General features: G+C 56.8%; 15 protein-coding genes. All 15 read right to left on the bottom strand.

Annotated elements, in window-relative coordinates; translation table 11 throughout:
• Window positions 1–5 precede the first annotated feature (5 nt).
• A complete protein-coding gene (locus FHR99_RS02300) occupies window positions 6–1,253 on the bottom strand; it encodes a sulfotransferase family protein (RefSeq protein ID WP_183408922.1) in 1,248 nt (415 codons plus the stop codon).
• A 25-nt stretch (window positions 1,254–1,278) separates the two neighbouring features.
• Window positions 1,279–2,481, bottom strand: a complete 1,203-nt coding sequence (locus FHR99_RS02295; RefSeq protein WP_183408921.1) for a DUF1214 domain-containing protein — start codon at window positions 2,479–2,481, stop codon at window positions 1,279–1,281.
• Window positions 2,482–2,559: 78 nt separating this feature from the next.
• Window positions 2,560–3,612 carry a 2-oxoacid:ferredoxin oxidoreductase subunit beta gene (locus tag FHR99_RS02290; RefSeq protein WP_183408920.1) on the bottom strand — a complete coding sequence of 351 codons (1,053 nt, stop codon included), beginning with the start codon at window positions 3,610–3,612 and terminating at the stop codon, window positions 2,560–2,562.
• A 5-nt stretch (window positions 3,613–3,617) separates the two neighbouring features.
• Window positions 3,618–5,462 (bottom strand): 2-oxoacid:acceptor oxidoreductase subunit alpha, encoded by a 1,845-nt coding sequence (locus FHR99_RS02285; RefSeq protein WP_183408919.1) that lies wholly within the window; start codon window positions 5,460–5,462, stop codon window positions 3,618–3,620.
• Between the two features lie 9 nt (window positions 5,463–5,471).
• Window positions 5,472–7,247, bottom strand: coding sequence for an FAD-dependent oxidoreductase (locus FHR99_RS02280; RefSeq protein ID WP_183408918.1), 1,776 nt, complete (start codon window positions 7,245–7,247; stop codon window positions 5,472–5,474).
• Between the two features lie 251 nt (window positions 7,248–7,498).
• Complete coding sequence (locus FHR99_RS02275) at window positions 7,499–8,104, bottom strand: transglycosylase SLT domain-containing protein (RefSeq protein ID WP_183408917.1); 606 nt, start codon at window positions 8,102–8,104, stop codon at window positions 7,499–7,501.
• Entirely contained in the window at window positions 8,101–10,125 is a 2,025-nt protein-coding gene (gene ligA / locus FHR99_RS02270; protein ID WP_183408916.1) for an NAD-dependent DNA ligase LigA, read from the bottom strand. Before ligA ends, FHR99_RS02275 begins: the two co-directional genes overlap by 4 nt.
• Window positions 10,126–10,155: 30 nt before the next feature.
• The gene (zipA, locus tag FHR99_RS02265) at window positions 10,156–11,232 is read right to left on the bottom strand and encodes a cell division protein ZipA (RefSeq protein ID WP_183408915.1); all 1,077 of its coding nucleotides are present in this window, start codon (window positions 11,230–11,232) and stop codon (window positions 10,156–10,158) included.
• Window positions 11,233–11,379: 147 nt separating this feature from the next.
• On the bottom strand, window positions 11,380–14,871 hold the full coding sequence (gene smc, locus FHR99_RS02260) for a chromosome segregation protein SMC (protein WP_183408914.1): 3,492 nt from the start codon (window positions 14,869–14,871) through the stop codon (window positions 11,380–11,382).
• A 199-nt stretch (window positions 14,872–15,070) separates the two neighbouring features.
• Window positions 15,071–16,258 carry a c-type cytochrome biogenesis protein CcmI gene (ccmI, locus tag FHR99_RS02255; protein WP_183408913.1) on the bottom strand — a complete coding sequence of 396 codons (1,188 nt, stop codon included), beginning with the start codon at window positions 16,256–16,258 and terminating at the stop codon, window positions 15,071–15,073.
• Window positions 16,251–16,718, bottom strand: coding sequence for a cytochrome c-type biogenesis protein (locus FHR99_RS02250; protein WP_183408912.1), 468 nt, complete (start codon window positions 16,716–16,718; stop codon window positions 16,251–16,253). The genes ccmI and FHR99_RS02250 overlap by 8 nt, the downstream gene beginning before the upstream one ends.
• Entirely contained in the window at window positions 16,718–17,275 is a 558-nt protein-coding gene (locus FHR99_RS02245; protein ID WP_183408911.1) for a DsbE family thiol:disulfide interchange protein, read from the bottom strand. The genes FHR99_RS02250 and FHR99_RS02245 overlap by 1 nt, the downstream gene beginning before the upstream one ends.
• A 1-nt stretch (window position 17,276) precedes the next feature.
• On the bottom strand, window positions 17,277–19,220 hold the full coding sequence (locus FHR99_RS02240) for a heme lyase CcmF/NrfE family subunit (RefSeq protein WP_183408910.1): 1,944 nt from the start codon (window positions 19,218–19,220) through the stop codon (window positions 17,277–17,279).
• Between the two features lie 18 nt (window positions 19,221–19,238).
• Complete coding sequence (gene ccmE / locus FHR99_RS02235; protein WP_183408909.1) at window positions 19,239–19,700, bottom strand: cytochrome c maturation protein CcmE; 462 nt, start codon at window positions 19,698–19,700, stop codon at window positions 19,239–19,241.
• Entirely contained in the window at window positions 19,700–19,876 is a 177-nt protein-coding gene (ccmD, locus tag FHR99_RS02230; protein ID WP_183408908.1) for a heme exporter protein CcmD, read from the bottom strand. Before ccmD ends, ccmE begins: the two co-directional genes overlap by 1 nt.

Here is a 19,876-nt window from a genome sequence, read left to right as displayed (position 1 = left end):
CGTCATCAAACTTCGTCTGGCACCCGATAACAGGCTTGATAGCGCTTAAACAAAACGCGCTCACTGCTTCGAGACTCGTCAACAGTATAACTGTGCTGACCGAACTTGCCTTTAGGCTTACGCTCGAGATAGCTCAACATGCGCTGCTCTGTTTCTGGCTCAAGCGCCAGACCAAAATGTTTATAGATGCCTCGAATACACGCCATCGGCTGATCCATCAGATCTTGATAACGAGAGTCCGTGATATTTTTTGCAAGCACGATGCCTTGCTCACGCTGATCCATCACGTTTTCGAGCCGCTTCGCCGTCGCCTCACCCATAATGATATTTTCAAACACAGCCGCATTGAAGACTTGATCACTGCGCATGTAATACAGCGTACCCATGAGGCTGGTCGTGGACGCCATGCACTTGATGGGGTCACGGTGAGTTTGCACAATTCTCGCGTCGGGATACACCTTCAGCAAGGTCTGCAAATGGACCTGATGTTCGGGCGCCTTGAGCAGCCAACGCTTGCGGGGGTTGCGATACTGCAAAATCTGCAAAACGGTTTTGTGGTAGCGGTAAACGGGTTCCATATCAGCTTGGGTGCACCAGGCGGCATAAGACGGCGTCTGGTGTAGCGACGCAATATGATCGCTAATAAAAGTGCCCGCCATAATCAGCCCGCACTCAGCGGGTATATGACCGCGCATTTCGTGCATGGTATTGAACTCCGGCGCCACCCTGCCCCACTGAGTCACCAATCGATCGGCGACATCAATACGCGGGTCGGTGCGATAAGTCGCTGCTTCTGGCGGAGGGCACGGCTGCATAGCCTCCCATATCAACGGTACTCCGACATCCGGGTCCTGCGACAAAAGTTCGAACAGAATGGAGGTACCCGATCGCGGCAAACCGACAATAAACATGGGTGCTTCAACCGGCTGCTCCAGTATGTCGGGGTGCCGTTTCAGTATCTTAACAACCTGTAAGCGAGCTGACAGCCAGCAAATAATATCGCTGCGTGCCATCAACCTCCCCATCAAGGTCAGCTCCGCCTCACCCTCCAGCGAATCGAGTAAGACGCCGAAGGGCTCTCGCCAGGCTTCGTCACCAAAATCCCTTAACCCGGTTTTGCTACAGGCTGCGCTTAGAAGTGAAGCCTGATCCAACGGCACAACAGAAGGTAAATCAAAGCAATCCCCTTCACGATTTATCTGTTCCACCCAATCCGGGTGTGGCGGCGGAGTCCAGTCTGGTTTATTGCCCATGACACAAGCCTTTTGAACGGAGGTTTCAGTAGCCGAAGCGGCGAATGACGCCCAGTCTGCGCTCGCGAAGCTGTTGCGCTCTCATCTCGGCGTTTACGGTTTTACAACCCTTTGGCAGTGCTCGCTGCAATGCGTTTTGCTTCACTACCTCTAAAGTAGGACGGGGGTAACTGTCGGCGCCCACCCAACGAAAGGTGATATAGCCTTCGCGATAAGCGCTTCGATCGAGCCAATTCGGCACGCCGGGATCCTGGTCTGCAATCACCAAAATCAACTCACCCGAGGATTCCAATACCGCGTGATGGCAATTCGTGCTGCACAGCCGGTAACGATAATCCATGCTTTCCCACCAGAAATTACCAAACTCCACGGCCCAGTATTGTGCCTGCGGAGGGGTCACCCGCACGATCGCGACTTCATCACTGGCCAAGCGCCAGTTGGCAATAAGCGGTAAGCCACCGGGCGTCGCGTCGATGGTATTGTTATCCAGTTCGTTGTAGGCGAAAAACGCGTTGGGCTGCGCTCGCCATTTATTGATCTGTTCTACCCAATACGAGACTGACCAACGCAGCCATTGAATCGCTTTTTGCAAACGTTCGCTCTGCAGCTCACTCTTCGGAGGCTCTGGGGGTGCGCTTACACTAAGGCAGTCAATTACCGCCTGCATTGGCTCTTCGTTAAGCCAATCTGCGAAGAACTGACGGATGGTAAGCCGATAGGTCCGGTGGGTGGTTTGAATCCAGTTCCCCTGGAAGTCCTCGGGTTTCGGCTCCGGACTCAAGTGCAACTCAAAAAAGCCCTCGGAATCTGTCGCGATATCATCGCGAAAAAGGCTGGCAATAACCTTACCACCCCAAGGAGTCTCCCCCTCTTCAAGGACGGTAATCGCAATAAAGCGGGCACTGCCCAGAATGCCGTGCAGACGGTAAGTTTCCACGCCGTTAACTGGCGCACCGAGATACAAGGCATCCGGATTATCTCCGCCCTGCTTGCGCAGAGGATCGAAGTAATGGAGTAACTCAGGGTGTCGGGGATCGTTGTTTTCCGACTCGAATTGCAGGGCAAGGGCTATATTGCGGGACAACAATCGCATACCCGTCGTACGGGTGATTTCGTCGTCAGGGACGGCGTCCGTAAACAGCAGCTCACCCGCGCTTTTCAGCTCCTCGCAGAAACGGTCCCAGCCCGCCTTCAAGGTATGGTTATACTCAGCAGGATGGTCAGCCATCGGGTCAGCCCTTTAAGCCGGTTTCGAACAAAAGAGCATTCGCACAGCACAAACGCTCTTCTGTGACAGAAAATGCTGCTAGCGCAAACTCTCGTTCAGGTTATCCAAAACCTTTTGCCCCGGGCACAAATCACTTTCATTCAGTGAACGCAGCGGTTTGTTGCTGGTACCGATTATCTCGTGGAGATCTCGGGAATCTTCATCCATAAACAGCAGGCCCGTGAGAATCTGATCCTTGGCTTTGTAGTCCTTGATCAGCCTCAGAGCCGAGCGACGGCTATTGATATCCAGTTCCGGATCAGCTTTTTGCAAGTGAACCACAGAACCGTCGTGCAGCGTCACTTCCTGAGATTCCCCTTCCGGGTAGCTGGTTGTGATTTCCTGTTTTACCGGAACAAAGTCCACGGTACCGGTCGCTGCCAGGTGGTCACGCACATGCTCATAGCCCTTGGTAGAGGCCGGATTATTGTTGAAGGTGACGCAGGGCGAAATCACATCAATAAATGCAAAGCCCCGATGAGAAATTGCGGCCTTGATCAACGGCACCAGCTGGGCGCGGTCGCCCGAAAAGCTCCTCGCGACAAAGGTCGCCCCGAGCTGGAGCGCAACACTGGCCAGATCGATGGGTTCGAAGGGGTTAGGCTCACCTTTCTTGCTGGCAGAGCCCACATCAGCCGTCGCCGAATCCTGACCTTTGGTCAGGCCGTAGCAACCGTTGTTCTCCACCACGTACATCATGTTCAGGTTGCGACGCACCGCATGGGTAAATTGCCCCATACCGATAGAGGCCGTGTCGCCATCACCTGAAACGCCCACATAAATCATTTCGCGATTGGCCAGATTGGCACCGGTTGCGACCGACGGCATACGGCCGTGTACCGAGTTAAAACCGTGGGAGTTCCCGAGAAAATAGGTTGGCGTTTTTGAAGAACAACCAATACCGGATAATTTTGCGACCTTGTGCGGCTCAATCGACATCTCAAAACAGGCCTGCACGATGGCGGCACTGATGGAGTCATGGCCACAACCGGCACACAGGGTCGATAGCGCGCCTTCGTAATCCTTTCGGGTATAACCCAGCTCATTAACCGGCAGGTTGGGATGACGAAAATTCGGACGTTGATAAGTCATCGAGTTTACTCCTTGTTACCGGCTTTTTTATGTAGTGGTGTGACATTGTCACCCCGTACAACGGCGACGATACGCTCGTGGATTTTGCGCGCGGTAATCGGCATGCCGTCGTAATTCAGAATCGAGATAAGATCTTTCGGTGAGACCTCGCATTCGTTCACCAAAAGGGATTTCATCTGGGCATCGCGATTCTGTTCAATCACAAATACAGTGTCGTGACTGGCAATAAAGTCGTCGACGGCTTTGTTAAACGGAAAGGCCTTGAGTCGCAAGCTGTCGACCTTGATGCCCTCTTCCGCCAGATAGTCGATAGCCTCCATGGTGGAGTCGGCACTGGTGCCGAAATGGATGACACCCACCGAATTGCCCGTGCCGATAATTTCCGGTGCCGGCACGGTGTCTTTTGCGGTTTCCCATTTTTTCAGCAGGCGCTGCATGTTCTTTTCATACTCGGCACCGTCCTCGGTGTACACCGCGTACTCGTCCCGTGAGGTTCCACGGGTGAAAAAGGCGCCCTTGGTTGGGTGGGTACCGGGGTAAGTGCGATAGGGAATGCCGTCGCCGTCACTGTCGAGATAACGCCCGAAGCGTTCGCTCATATTTTCCAACTGCTCTTCGTTGAGCACTTTGCCACGCTTGTACTGGCGACCATCTTCCCAGGTCAGTGGCTCAGACATATTGTCGTTCATGCCGAGATCCAGATCGGTGAGCATGATGATCGGGGTTTGCAGCGTTTCCGCCAGATCAAATGCTTCTGCGGTCATATCGAAGCACTCTTTCGGCGTCGACGGGAACAACAACACCTGCTTGGTATCACCGTGTGACGCATAAGCGCAGGCCAGCACGTCGGATTGCTGTGTGCGCGTTGGCATACCGGTCGACGGGCCGGCGCGCTGCACATCGATCAGTACCGTCGGGATTTCCGCAAAATAGGCCAGACCGAGAAATTCACTCATCAGCGAAATACCCGGACCACTGGTTGCGGTAAAGGCACGCGCGCCATTCCAGCTCGCACCAATCACCATACCAATGGCGGCCAGTTCATCTTCGGCCTGCACGATGGCGTAGTTTTTGTTGCCACTGCCCGGGTCGATCCGCAGGCGCTTGCAGTACTTGTCGAAGCCATCGACCACGGAGGTTGATGGGGTAATTGGATACCAGGCCGCTACGGTCGCACCGCCATAGATCGCACCCAGCGACGCTGCAGTATTGCCATCGATGAGTATTTTGTCGCCCACTTCATTGCGGCGCTCAACGCGAATACCAATCGGGCACTCGTAGTTTTCACGGGCGTAGTGATAGCCGAGTTCAAGTGCGTGAACGTTCGGCACCACCAGCTTTTCCTTGCCGCGAAACTGATCGGACACAATGCCAGTCAGTACGTCGAATTCGATATCCAGCAAAGCCGCCAGTGCACCGACATAGATAATATTTCGAAACAGCTGGCGCTGACGCGGATCAGCGTATTCGCGGGTACAAATATCTGTCAGCGGCACGCCAATCATATTGATATCACTGCGCACCATGCGGATATCCAGCGGTTTACTGGAGTCGTAGAGGAAGTAGCCACCGGGCTCTACCTCACGGATATCCTTGGCCATACTTTGCGGATTAACGCAGACCATGATGTCTACACCGCCACGACGGCCGAGGTAGCCCTTTTCATTCACCCGCACTTCAAACCAGGTTGGCAGGCCCTGAATATTCGAGGGGAAGATGTTCTTCGGGCTGACCGGCAGGCCCATGCGAAACAAGGCCTTGGCAAACATGTTATTGGCACTGGCAGAACCGGTGCCGTTGACGTTAGCGAATTTAATAACGAAGTCGTTAACTGCTTGGATTCTGTTCATGATTCTGCCCTATTTCCCCGCCTTGGTAACGGAGTAGTAAAACTTCTGCATATCCCAGGCGGCTGTCGGGCAGCGCTCGGCACACAGGCCGCAGTGCAGGCAGACGTTCTCATCCTTGATCATCGCGCGCCCCGTGGGCAGATCTTCAGACACGTACAGGTCTTGTGCCAGATTGTTCGCTGGCATTTTCAGTTTCTGACGAATCTGTTCTTCTTCACCGTCATTCACCTCAAAGGTCAGGCAGTCAGTGGGGCAAATATCGATACAGGCATCGCATTCAATACAGCGATCTTCCGCAAAGACCGTCTGCACGTCGCAGTTCAGACAGCGCTGGGCTTCGCGGAAAGCGGTCTGCGCATCAAAGCCCAACTCCACTTCCAGCTTTCTATCGGACAAGGTCTGTTTCAGCTCGGCCTGTGGCACGATGTAGCGCTTGTCGTCTTCAACCGCGTTGTCGTAACTCCACTCATGGATACCCATTTTCTGGCTGACCAGATTCACGCCCGGTGCCGGCCGGGTGTCGACACTCTCACCGCGGCAAAACAGGTCAATGGAAATAGCCGCCTGATGGCCGTGCGCCACGGCGGTAATAACGTTCTCCGGACCAAAGGCTGCATCGCCACCGAAAAACACCTTTGGATTTGAGGACTGGAAGGTCACTTCGTTGACGACCGGCATGTCCCATTTGCCGAACTCAACGCCGATATCGCGTTCAATCCAGGGGAAGGCATTTTCCTGACCGATCGCCATCAGCACATCATCGCACTCGATCAGTACCGAATCTTCACCGGTTGGCACTAGCGTGCGCTTGCCCTTGTCGTCGTACTGGGCTTCAACTTTCTCGAAAACCACACCTTTGAGCTTGCCGTTCTCGACCACAAATTCCTGGGGCACGTGATTGTCGAGAATGGGGATACCCTCGTGCATAGCATCTTCTTTTTCCCAGGGAGACGCTTTCATATCGTCAAAGGGGCTGCGCACGACGACTTTCACGTCCTCACCGCCGAGGCGACGAGCTGTGCGGCAACAGTCCATCGCCGTATTCCCACCACCCATCACGACGACCCGCTTGCCAACCGTCGAGGTGTGACCAAAGGCGACACTGGACAGCCAATCGATACCAATATGGATGTTATCGTCGGCCTCCTTGCGCCCCGGCAGATCGAGGTCACGCCCGCGCGGCGCACCGGTTCCGACAAAGACCGCATCGTAGCCTTTATCAAGAATGCTCTTGAGGCTATCGACATAGGTGTTGAACTGGGTCAGAACCCCCATATCGAGGATCATGTTGACCTCTTCGTTCAGCACTTCTTCCGGCAGACGAAAGGCGGGAATCTGGCTGCGCATAAAGCCGCCACCGGCGGGCTGATCATCGTAAAGATCAATCGAATAACCCAGTGGCATGAGGTCCCGGGCAACGGTCAGTGACGCGGGGCCACCGCCAAGAAGGGCAATTTTCTTGCCGTTCTTTTCCTTGGGAATGGCCGGCAATCGATCCGCCACATTGGATTTGTTATCGGCGGCCACCCGTTTCAATCGGCAGATCGCAACGGGCTCTTCTTCGATGCGACTGCGGCGACAGGCAGGCTCACAGGGCCGGTCGCAGGTTCGCCCCAGCACACCGGGAAACACGTTGGATTCCCAGTTGATCATGTAGGCGTCGGTGTAGCGCTGGGCGGCAATCAGGCGAATATATTCGGGGACAGGGGTGTGGGCCGGGCAAGCATATTGGCAGTCAACCACCTTGTGGAAGTATTCCGGGTCTTTTACGTCTGTGGGTTTCAATGCTCTTTCCGTTATGTATTTTCAGAGTATTTACACCACCGTATGCGGGGCGTCAGAGGCGCTGCACACGGTAAAACAGAAAGATTACATCACACTGATAGTCAAAATTCAGCAAATAAATGAGTCGATCGTCAGCAAAATCCCGAAATAAATCATTGGTATAAGTAGCCAGCCATTCTGTAATAAAACAACAGAACGAGCCGATATTATGGAATTAATTTTCGTAGGAAGGAGTCGCCTGAGACGGGGCGTCAGAACCAGCCGAAGAACCAGCCGCCCCGCTCCAGCTCCTCACGGCAGGCCGCGAGCTGACGGGTGTAATTCTGCGAGCGGGCCGATACCTTGTGCGCGACACGCTTCAGCCACTCTTTATTTTTAAAGGTGCGACGGTTAAAGCCGCCGTGGCCCTCATGGTAGGCCAGATAGAGGTGGTAGGTGTCGGCGGGATTAATCTGACACATACGCGCTGACTGATTGTTGTACCAGCCGATAAAATCGATGGCATCACCAAAATCATCGCGATCGGCGCCCCAGCGCCCGCCTTTCTTCTTGTACCAATCCCAGGTTGCATCCTTGGCCTGGGGATAGCCATAGGCATCCGATATCCGGCCGGCGGGAATGATCCAGAGAAAGTATTTACGCGGTGGTTTGGCCTTGGCCCGGAACCGGGATTCCTGGTGCATGATGGCCATCATGGTGGGTATGGGCGAGCCCCAGCGCTCCGAGGCCTTCTGGGCATCCCCATACCAATCATCCTTTTCACGGAAGATCTCGCAGATATTATCGAGGTTTTTGGGCGGCGTAGCGCAGCCGGTCATCAGCACGGCGAGGCTCAGAACGGCCAGCCAGCGCTTCATCCTTCCCACTCCGCCAGTTTGGCCAAAAAGGCTTCTTCGTCGATGACCTCGACCCCGAGCTTTTCGGCCTTCGCCAATTTGGAGCCGGCACCGGGCCCGGCGATCAGGCAGTGGGTTTTGGCCGACACACTGCCCGCCACCTTCGCTCCCAGCGCCTGCAAGCGTTTTTTCGCCTCGTCTCGCGTCATGGCGTCGAGGGTCCCGGTGACGACCCAGGTCTTATCAGTCAGAGGCAGCTCCGAGGGATCTTTAACTTCAATATCCGGCCAAGTCACTCCGGCCTCACGCAGGGCCTCGATTACCGTGCGATTATGATCCTCGGCAAAAAAGTTCTGAATGTGGGAGGCGACGATCGGGCCCACGTCGTTCACGGCCAGCAGCGCTTCGTGGTCGGCCTCCATAAGCGCGTCCAGCGAACCGAAATGGGTGGCGAGATTCAGTGCCGTGGCCTCGCCTACCTCGCGAATACCCAGCGCGTAGATAAAGGCCGGCAAGGTGGTCTGCTTGCTCTTTTCCAGCGCATCGAGCAGGTTCTGAGCAGACTTCTGCCCCATCCGATCCAGTCCAGCCAAGGTTTCAAGGCTGAGCCGATATAAATCGCCCGGGTGCTTAATCAGCTCTTTTTCAACCAGTGTTTCCACCAGCTTGTCGCCGAGACCTTCGACATCCATGGCCTTGCGCGAGGCAAAGTGCTTGATCGCCTCGCTGCGCTGTGCGCCACATACCAAACCACCGGTGCAGCGCGTTACTGCCTCGCCCTCGACTCGCTCAGCCTCGCTGCCACAGACCGGACAGTGTGAGGGCATCAGAATCTCACGGGCGTCGTCCGGGCGACGCTCTATCACCACCTGAACCACCTGCGGGATCACGTCGCCAGCGCGGCGGACAACCACCGTGTCACCAATGCGGGCATCCAGTCGCTGGATTTCATCAAAGTTGTGCAAGGTCGCATTGCTGACAGTCACACCACCGACAAAGACCGGCTCCAGCCGCGCCACCGGGGTGATGGCGCCAGTGCGGCCGACCTGAAATTCCACATCACGCAGTACAGTGATTTCTTCCTGGGCCGGAAACTTATGCGCTACCGCCCAGCGCGGCGCGCGCGATACAAACCCGAGCTTCTTCTGCAGGTGAATGCTATCGACTTTAAAGACAATTCCATCGATATCGTAAGGCAGGGAATCCCGCTTTTTCAGCAAATAGTCGTAGTAGGCCAGACAGCCCTCTGCGCCCTCTTCCGTGCGCAATTCCGGACTAACCCGAAACCCCCATTCACCGAGCAGCGCCAGATTTTCGCTGTGCAAATCGCAAGGGCTTTGGTCGCCGCGCAGTGCCACACCGTAAACGCCCAATTCCAGCGGGCGCGACGCGGTGATTTTACTATCGAGCTGACGCAAGCTGCCGGCAGCGGCGTTACGCGGGTTCACAAAAACCTTCTCACCCTTCTCCCGTGCGGCTTCATTCATGCGCTCGAAACCATCACGCGGCATATAAATTTCGCCCCGCACTTCCAGCTCTTCGGGCCAACCACTGCCACGCAACTTCAGGGGCACAGAGGCGATGGTTTTGACGTTGGCGGTGATATCCTCGCCACGCTTGCCGTCACCTCGTGTGGCGGCGCGCACCAATACGCCCTTTTCATAGAGCAAACTGATAGCGATACCGTCCAGCTTTGGCTCACAGGCAAACACCACCGGTTCACTGGAATCGAGGCGACTTTTTATACGTTGCTCAAACTCACGCAGCCCAGTTTCGTCAAATACGTTGTCCAGCGACAGCATCGGCACCACGTGTTCGACTTCGTTAAACGCACTGAGCACGTCTCCGCCAACACGCTGCGTGGGCGAATCGGGCGTTTTCAGTTCCGGGTGTTCAGCTTCAAGGGCGACCAGTTCTTGAAACAGACGGTCGTATTCCACATCGGGAATGGTGGGCGCATCCAGCACGTAATAATAGTGGTTGTGCTCTGTGAGCGTTGCGCGCAAAGCCTCGGCTCGGGCGCGCACGTCGGTATCGGTCATTACAGCGTCTTATTAGGTGTCAGTTGAACTTCACACCAGCGTTAGCTGGCGACGCTCGAAATCACGAATGCGCTGACGCAGGTGTTCGAGGGTCTGGGTGGTGCACACACTGTGGACCTCGTCGTGCAATTCGCCCTTGAGATTTTTCACCACCACTTGGGCGGTTTCGACCATGCAATCAAAAGCTTTGATGGCATCCTTAGGCCCCGGCAGGCTCATGAAAAAGCTGATGCCGGGCGTGGTAAAATTTTCCATTTCATCCAGATCAAAAGTGCCGGGTGAAACCATATTCACCACACTGAATTGCTCTGCGCCTTCGCCACCGGCCTCTTCATAGCGGTGAAAAATATTCATACGGCCATAGCGCACATCGCAGGCCAGCAGAATCTGCAGCAGCGGCGCACCGGGCAGCGAGCCCCCTTGGGGCGCAACCACATGCAATACAATAATTTCTTCCGGAGGTGATTTTTTGTCGGCACCTTTTTTATCACCGACAGGCTTATCGCTGGCTGGCTTTTCACGAGCCGGCTTGGCATCGCCGGCCACATCGCGCTTGCTGACAGCACTGTCTTTTCCCTTACCCTCATCAGGCTGGCGGGGTTTGGGTTCAGGCGTGGTCTGCAGCGGTTCGTTGTGGGTAACCTTGGATGGTGACGATTTCAGGTTTTCCCGGGTGGGAGTGTCTGCCAGCTCGCCAAGCGATTCCCGAGCGCTCTTCGCGGGCTCGGACTTAGCACTGCTTACCTCGGCGGCGGGCTCAGGTTCTTGTGCGGGGCTATCGACGGGCAGTTCATCGGTGGGCAGTTCATCCGCCGGCTCCGGGTCAACTGAATCCAGCAGAACAGGAACCGGGCCATCCGTATCCAGACGGCTGTCGTCGTCCTGCACTTCATAGCTGGGGACCGCTTTCGTGCGGGACACAACACGAGCACCGCCACTGGGAAGCTCAGGGTTATTTAGCTCAAGGTCGTCATCGTCGCGCTGCTTGGCCGCCATACGCAGCTTGTCACTGTAACCTGAACGCACCCGGCGGTAGGCGTCGAGCACGAAGCCCGCAGCAACCAGGCCACCCAGAATGATCAACCAGTCTCTGACATTCAGTTCCATCGACTTCCTGTGCTCTCCCCTAAGTGACTGAAAGTGTTGTGACTGTCCGACGTTTACAGTTGGTTGGATATTCTGTCACTGCTTGCCGCGACATACCAGAGGACAATTTACCAAGCGCAGAACACCCTCTAACGCAATTAATAGCTTTTACATAGCCGCCATTTCGGCCGCTTCTTCCAGATCCACCGATACCAAGCGCGACACCCCCGGCTCGTGCATGGTGACACCCATCAGCTGTTCAGCCATCTCCATCGCGATCTTGTTGTGGGTGATGAAAATAAACTGAACCTGATCTGACATCTCCTGCACCATACGCGCATAACGACCAACGTTAGCATCGTCCAGCGGCGCGTCCACCTCATCCAGCATACAGAACGGGGCCGGATTCAGACGGAAGATAGAGAACACCAGTGCGATGGCCGTCAGCGCCTTTTCGCCCCCTGACAGCAAGTGGATGGTGCTGTTTTTCTTGCCCGGCGGGCGCGCCATGATCGCGATACCGGTATCGAGCAGGTCATCGCCGGTCATTTCGAGATAAGCACTGCCGCCGCCGAATACCCGGGGGAACAGCTCCTGCAAGCCGCCGTTAACCTGATCGAAGGTCTCCTTGAAGCGGTTGCGCGTTTCCCGATCGATACGACGAATCGCCGCTTCCAGAGTTTCAAGCGCCTCGATCAAGTCGTCATTCTGAGCATCCAGATAGCGCTTGCGCTCTGACTGGGACTGATATTCATCAATCGCCGCGAGGTTAATAGCGCCCAGGCGTTCGATTCGGCGGGCGATCTGTTCCAGCTGGGTCTGCCACTCAGCTTCAGTTGCTTCCTCCGGCAAGCTCTGCAGCACCTCATCAAGATCATGCTGGGCTTCTGCCAGCTGCTCCTGCAAAGTGCGACGGCGAACCTGTAACTCCTGATTTTCCAGGCGCGCTTGTTCCAGCTTGCTGCGCGCGGCCTGCAGGCGGGTTTCCACTTCGTTTCGCTTGCGATCCAACTCGCGCATGATGTGGTCGACACCATCCACCTTGCGGCGCGCTTCCTGCAACTCTTCTTCAACTACCAGTCGTTGTTCAAGGCGCTCTTCCAATTCCAGGCGCATCTCTTCGATGGGATCACCGCTCTGGGACAGGGCCTCTTTGATCTCTTCCCGGCGTTTTTCCAGCAGCGCAACCTGATCATTGGCTCGGGCAATGGCCTGGGCCACGGACTCAAGCTGGGCGCTAAGGCTCTGTGAGCGCATCGCCAGTTGGTGGGCGTGATCCTTATCGTGGCGGGCCTTCTGCCGCGCCGAATCCAGCGTCGCGCGCAACTCGTCGCGCTCGCGCATCAGTTCTTCACGGCGACCGGAGTCTGTTTCCATCGCCTCGATCGCCTCGGCCAGTACAGCGCGGGCCTCACTCAGGGTTTCCTGCTCCTGACGATACTGGCTACGCTGTTCCTCAAGTTCACTGCGCAGCCGCTCACGGCGAGTATTAATCTGCTCAATGCGAGCCTGCTGCGCGCTCAAACGGGAGTTCAGTTCCCCATGCTGGCGGCTGTGCTGTTGAATCTCTCGCTGCAACTGGTCGCGCTGGGCTTCCATATCGCGGATGGCATCGCGTCGCGTCTGCAGCTCTCCATCGATACGCTGCAGCCGCTCTTCTGCCTCGGCGATGCGATCGGTCAGTTCCTGCAGTTCCTGCTGGCGCTTGATTACACCCTGTTCGTTATCGTCCGGGCGAGCCACGCGAACCCAGTTTGGGCCAACCCACACCCCTTCCCGGGTAATCAGGGATTCACCGGCCTGAAGTTGCGAACGACGGGAAAGCGCATCGGCCAGACTGTCGGCGGTGAGTACGCTGCTCAGCATGGGGGCCAAGGTCTGCTCGCCCTGTAATTTGCTGGCAAGACTGCCCTCGCGGCTTGCGGTATTGGCGGAATCCACCAGCGTCAACTGACCCTTGCTCAGACTAGACAGGGATTCTGCCAACTGATCAATGGCCGCAACAGAGACCGCCTGCAGGCGATCGCCCAATACCGTTTCAACCGCTTGCTCCCAGCCGCTTTCGACGTCGAGCTGCTCCGCGGCCAGCGGTGCGTTTTTCAGGTCGTGTCCAGCCAACCAGGTTTCGACACTCTCGCCCTGCCCCATCGCTGCCTGTTGCAGTGCTTCCAGTGACGCGCGACGACCCTTCATGGTTTGCAGGTCGCTGCGCACGGTATTCTGTTCGTCATTCAGGCTTTGCAGGGTGTCCTTGGCTTCGGCAATACCCGGCAGCAAATCGTCCAGTTGCTGCTGGCGTTCTTCGCCCTGCATTTCCATTTCAGCCAGCTGCTCGCGCAGAACATCCAGCTCGCCGTCATCGTCACCGGCGACAAGGGTTTCACCCTCGGCTTCGGTTTTCTGAATCTTGTCCTGCAAGCGCTGCAGGGTCAGCTCCAGATGCTGAATCCGCGACTGCTGGACTTCGGCCTGCTGGCGTGGTGCCGCTGCGGTCTGGTTGAATTCGTCCCAGCGCTGCTGCCAGTCGCCGTGAGCTTCTTCCGCTTCGGTAAGCGCGGTCAGTGATTCTTCTTCCTGCGCCTGCGCCAGTTCCAGTTCCGGGGTAATACCTTCGAGTTCTTCCTGCCAGCGCTCAACTTTCTCGCTGTCGCTGCTCAGGTGGGATTTGGCTTCCTCGAAATCGCGATTTACCCGATCCAGATCGTCTGCCAGTTGGCGACCGCGATCCTGCTGATGCTTGATGCTCTGCTCGATACGGCTAACTTCGGCGCCGAGACTGTAGTAGCGGCCCTGAACCTGATTCAACGCGTCGTTAAGTTGGGTCAGGCTGTCGCGCTGCTTCTCGCTGTTGGTTTCAATGGACTGGCGCTCGGTGACCACCGATTCGACTTCAACTTCCAGATCGCGAATATGCGCACCGCGCCGCTCGACCTTATCGTTGATGCCGCGCCACTGCAGGGCCTGCAGCTGTGCTTTAAGCTGGCGCTCTTCAGCCTTGAATTCCTTGTACTTTTCCGCAGATTTCGCCTGGCGTTCCAGATGCTGCAGCTGGCGCTCCATCTCATCGCGCAGGTCGGTCAGGCGCTCAAGGTTTTCGCGGGTACGCCGCATCCGGTTTTCGGTTTCCCGGCGCCGTTCCTTGTATTTGGAGATACCGGCGGCCTCTTCGATAAACACCCGCAGGTCTTCCGGCTTGGCTTCGATCAGGCGGGAAATCATGCCCTGCTCGATAATCGCGTAACTGCGCGGGCCGAGGCCGGTGCCGAGAAAGATATCGGTGATGTCGCGGCGGCGACATTTGGTGCCGTTCAGAAAATATTCGGAGGTGCCTTCGCGGGTAACCTTGCGCTTGATCGCAATCTCACTGAAGCTGGCGTACTCGCCGCCAAGTTTGCCTTCGCTGTTGTCGAACACCAGTTCAATGGAGGCCTGACCGACTTCCTTGCGATTGACCGAGCCATTAAAAATAACGTCCGTCATCGACTCACCGCGCAGGTTCTTGGCGGAGCTTTCCCCCATCACCCAGCGCACGGCGTCGATAATATTAGACTTGCCGCATCCGTTCGGCCCAACCACAGCCGCCAGATTACTGGGAAAGGAAACGGTGGTCGGATCGACAAAGGATTTGAAGCCCGCCAGCTTTATGCATTTCAAGCGCATAGAATTAACTACCAGTAATTAGAGTATCTAATTGATTTTATTGTTCAAACTGCTTGATTTCGAAACAGGGCAGGAAGCGACAGCGACCCTGTGCAAAGTTTGCGCTAGTTTAACGAGTATTGCCCGGACGCTCTACGCCGGGCACCGTTTTTTTTGGCAATGGAGGATTATTTCCAGAAACCCGCGCTAACCGGCGAGCTCAGGGAATACGGGTATCGAGCACCAGACGCACCGGCTCGCTTTGTTCACGCCAGCGCAGCGGGCCAGACTCACCCTGAATATCACCGCTACTGGCAACAACGGCACCGGACAGTGACAGGCGCGCGGTAAGCTGAACTTCCTCGTGCTGAACCAGCGACAAATCGGGCCGCATGGCGTCAGCCACGGTCAAGATGACACGTTTTGGCCACTCGCCCGAGGGGCTCTGACGAACCACAGCCAGAGGGACGCTGCTACCGCCCACCGCCCTGGCAAACACATATAAAACCCCCTGCTGCGGGAGATCTTCAGGCGCATCCACAATCACTTCGATACCCGGAAGTTCACCGCTCTCCAGCGCCAACTGTTTGGCCCGCGCCTGAGCCTGCCGGATAATCTCCGCCTGCGGTGATTGAGGGTGAAGATTGTTCAGCAAAGTCGACCAGAAACCCACCGCAGCCGGGTAATCAGCGCGCTCGAAGGCATCCATCCCGAGCATACCCAGAGCCGTGGTTTGATTGGGTTCCAGCTCTACTGCCCGCTGGATCAGCGCGCGAGCTTCTGGCGTCAAACGCCGCTGCGATTGCAGGAACATAGCCTGAGCCAACTGCGCCATCAAAGCCGGGTTGTCCGGGGCCTGCTCCAGCAGCCTGCGATAATTCTCGACGGCGGCATTAAAATCGCCTTGCTCTACCGCGAGTTGGGCATACCAATAGCGCAGTTCAACATTGTCGGGACGAAAACTGAGACTGGTTTCGATGGCGCTTGAGAGCTCGGCAATGTCTTCCGGAGTAAACCGGCGCTTGCCCCCAAGGGATTGCTGCAGTTCACGCACTTCCAATTCCGGCCAGGCACCGATCTGGCGGTAGACACCCAAACCAACCCCTAGCGTCACCACAGCCAAGCCGACGATGACCGGCCAACTCAGGCCGTCGCGCTGCGGCGCCCGGTCTTGTGCGCTGCTCTCTTCCAGTAACTGGCGCTCAAGATCGGTTTTCAATTGCTCAAACAGGGCTTCATCCAACGCACCGCGCTCACACTCGGTTTCCAGTTCCTGCAGGCGTTGACGGAAAACCTCACTGCCCGCCGTCGGCTTCGGGGTGCGCTCACTGCGAACTGACAGTGCCCACCACAGGGCTAGCGCAAAAAGAACTGCAAGGAGGCCCAAGGGGGCGAACAGCTCAGTCATCTCGCTGCTCCAACAAGGCCTTCAGCCGCGCCTGTTCTGTTTCGCTTAGATTCTCGCTTTCTACCGCTTCGGACTTCTCAACGCCACGCGACAAACGCCACCAGATCAGGCCGCCAATGGCGACCAGCAGCAAGGGGCCGAGCCAGAGTGCCAGTGTCTCCAGCGTCAAACGCGGTCGGTACAACACAAAATCGCCGTACCGTCGGTGCATGAAATTCAGAATTTCCTGATCGCTGTCACCCGCCTGAATCATGCGGTAGACCTCGCTGCGCAAATCCTGCGCGATTGGCGCATCGGAACCCGCCAGGTTCTGGTTCTGGCATTTCGGGCAGCGCAACTCGTCGATCAGCGCATTGTAGCGCCGGCGATCCGCCTCCGAATCAAACTGGTAAGCGTCAACCACCGCCTGCGCCGCCGGTGGCAGCAAGGTCATCCAAAGCAAGAAAAACCCGAGGCGCATCAGAGCGTTTCCTCAGCGGCGATCTGCTCCAGCAAGGGCACAAAGCGGCGCTGCCAGATTGTTTCATCGAGACCACCCTGATAACGCATGCGAACAATGCCGGCTTTATCCACAACAAAGGTTTCCGGCGCCCCGGTCACGCCCAGATCGAGCCCCAGCTTGCCGCTCTCATCGACAATATTCACCGCGAAGGGATTACCTTTCGCTGCCAGCCATTCGCGAGCCTTGTCCGGGTTGTCCTTATAATTAATTCCAAATACGACCACCTCGCCGCGCTCGGAAAGATCGACCAGAAACGGGTGTTCAAACAGGCAGGTCGGGCACCATGTTGCCCACACATTAACGATGCTGACCTTGCCTTTGAGCAGGCTTTCATCAACCGGATCTTCGCGCAGCAGGGCTGGCAGCGTAAAAGCCGGAAACGGTTGCCCGATAAGAGCTGAGGGAAGCGCTTTCGGATCGTACTCGCCTTCGCTCACCTCGGTTTCCACGGCAAAAAACAGCCCCGCCAGCACCAGAAAAACAAACAGGGGAATAAATAGCTTCAACCGCCCCACTTCATACCTCCTCTTGCAAGCGCTGCAGACGGTAGCGCTTGTCCATTACCGCCAGCAAGGCTCCCAAAGCGACCAGGGCCCCGCCCAGCCAGATCCAGCGCACCAGCGGCTTGTAGTGCACTCGCACGGCCCAAGCCGAATCGCCGAGGGGCTCGCCCAATGCGACATACATATCTCTCAGAAAGCCGGCATCGATGCCCGCTTCCGTCATAATCTGATCGCCCCGGGCGTGATAGCGGCGTTTTTCCGGCAGCAACTGCGCGACTTCCCGTCCACCTCGCAGCAAGCGAATATCGCCCTGGGTTCCAGCATAGTTGGGGCCAGTCACCGGCGCAGTGCCGCGAAACTCCACACGATAACTACCCACATCCAGGGCATCACCGGCAGCCATGCGCAGATCTCGCTCCGACGAATAGAGGCTGACCACTGTTACCCCCATTACCGCGACACCAAAACCAATATGGGCGCAGATCATCCCCAGATAGGAAAGTTTCAAACGCTTGAGGCCGCTGAGTCGCGTCGCCGCGTTGCGGGTTTGATGCACCACACTGCGCACGCTGGCAAAGATCAGCCACAAGCCAAAAAACAGTCCCAATGAGGCGAGCCACTGCCACTCACCCCAGGCAAAGGGCAACACCAGAGCTGTGATCAAGGCCAGCACCAGTGGCTCACGCACCAGAGTTTTCAGATCTCTAGTGCGCTTCCACTGACTGAACATACCCAGCCCGGTCAGCAGCGCCAGACCACAGGCGAGCGGCACAAACATGGCGTTGAAGTACGGAGGGCCAACGGAATATTTGCCCAGATCGAGATAGTCCATGATCAGCGGAAACAGCGTGCCCAACAGCACCACAAGCGCCGCACAGACCAGTAGAATATTGTTGGCCAGCAGCAGGGATTCCCGCGATATTTTGGCAAAGGTTGGTCGGAACGCAGATTCCGGCGCCCGCAGCGCGTAGAGGGTCAAGGAACCGCCAATCACGATAAACAGAAAACCGAGGATATACAGGCCGCGCGTTGGGTCTGCCGCAAATGAATGCACCGAAGTCAGCACCCCGGAGCGCACCAGAAAGGTCCCCAGCAGACTTAGGGAAAAGGCAAAAATCGCCAGCAACAAGGTCCAGTTTTTAAAGGCGCCCCGCTTCTCGGTGACCGCCAGTGAATGCACCAGCGCGGCACCCACCAGCCACGGCATAAACGAGGCGTTTTCCACCGGATCCCAAAACCACCAGCCACCCCAGCCAAGTTCATAGTAGGCCCACCAACTACCCAGAGTGATACCAACGGTCAGGAAGGCCCATGCAATATTGGTCCAAGGCCTCGCCCAGCGCGCCCAGCTGGCATCCAGTCGCCCTCGCACCAGCGCCGCAATGGCAAACGCAAACGCTACAGAAAAGCCGACATAGCCGAAGTACAGCATCGGCGGGTGAATCACCATGCCCGGATCCTGCAACAGTGGATTGAGATCCTGACCATCCGCTGGCGTAGCAATCAGCTCGCGCTCAAAGGGATTGGAGGTAAACAGCATAAAGCTCAGAAAGCCCACGGACACGGCGCCCATGGTCGACAGCACCACCGCTTTGACGGCGATGGGAATATGCTTGCCCGTCAGTGCAACCGCGGCAGTCCACCCGGCCAGAATCAGCACCCACAGCAGCAGCGAGCCTTCATGGCCGCCCCACAAGGCGGTGAATTTATAGTGCGCCGGCAGTTGTGTATTGGACTGCAGCGCGACGATGGAGACGCTGAAATCGTCACGCAGAAAGGCGGCCGCCAGACAAACAAAGGAAACGGTAACCAGCGCCATCTGCAGCAGGGCAAACCGGTTGGCACTCGCCAGCAGGGTGTGATGCCCGAGGGCATAACCCAGCGCTGGCACGCCCGCCAGCAACAGGGAGCTACAAAACGCGAGTACCAGGGCGAAATGGCCGATCTCGGGAATCAAGGATTGCCTCTCACATCATCAATAGGGCTTGGACGGTTCCGGAGCGCCAGACTGGGACTTGGCCTTTTCCAGCGCATCGGTCACTTCCGGCGGCATGTAGTTTTCGTCGTGCTTGGCCAGTACCTGGTCAGCATGGAAAAGGCCTTCGGCGTCGAGCTGCCCCAAAACCACCACACCTTCTCCCTCACTGAACAGATCCGGCAGAATGCCGGTATAGGTCACCGGCACATTAGCCTGATAATCCGTCACGATAAAACTGACCTGCAAACTGTCGCTGGCGCGCTTCACACTGCCTTCCAGTACCATCCCGCCGGCACGGATATCCCGTCCCACGGGTGCTTTGCCGGCCACGATATCGGACGGTGGATAGAACAGATTTATATTTTCCCGCAGGGCATACCCCAGCAGCGCGGCAGCCGCCGCCGTACCGGCGATAATCAGCAAGACAATGGCCAGACGCTGGCGTCGCAGAGGGTGCATTACGCGCCCTCCGTACGGCGCAGAAAGCCGCGCAGTTCACGCAGTTGCCGGCGTTTTGCCACCAAGGGCTGCGCCACCAGCCAAACCAGCGTCGCAAAGGTGATCCCGTAGGCTGCCCAGACATAGGGCCCGTGCCCGTCCATGGCCAGCAATTCAGCGACCGTCTCGAAATACAT

This window comes from Litorivivens lipolytica, assembly GCF_014191715.1.
In the GTDB taxonomy this organism is placed as follows: Bacteria; Pseudomonadota; Gammaproteobacteria; order Pseudomonadales; family Spongiibacteraceae; genus Litorivivens; species Litorivivens lipolytica.
Note: the sequence above shows the minus strand (reverse complement) of the source record. Positions and strands in the feature narration are given on the sequence as shown.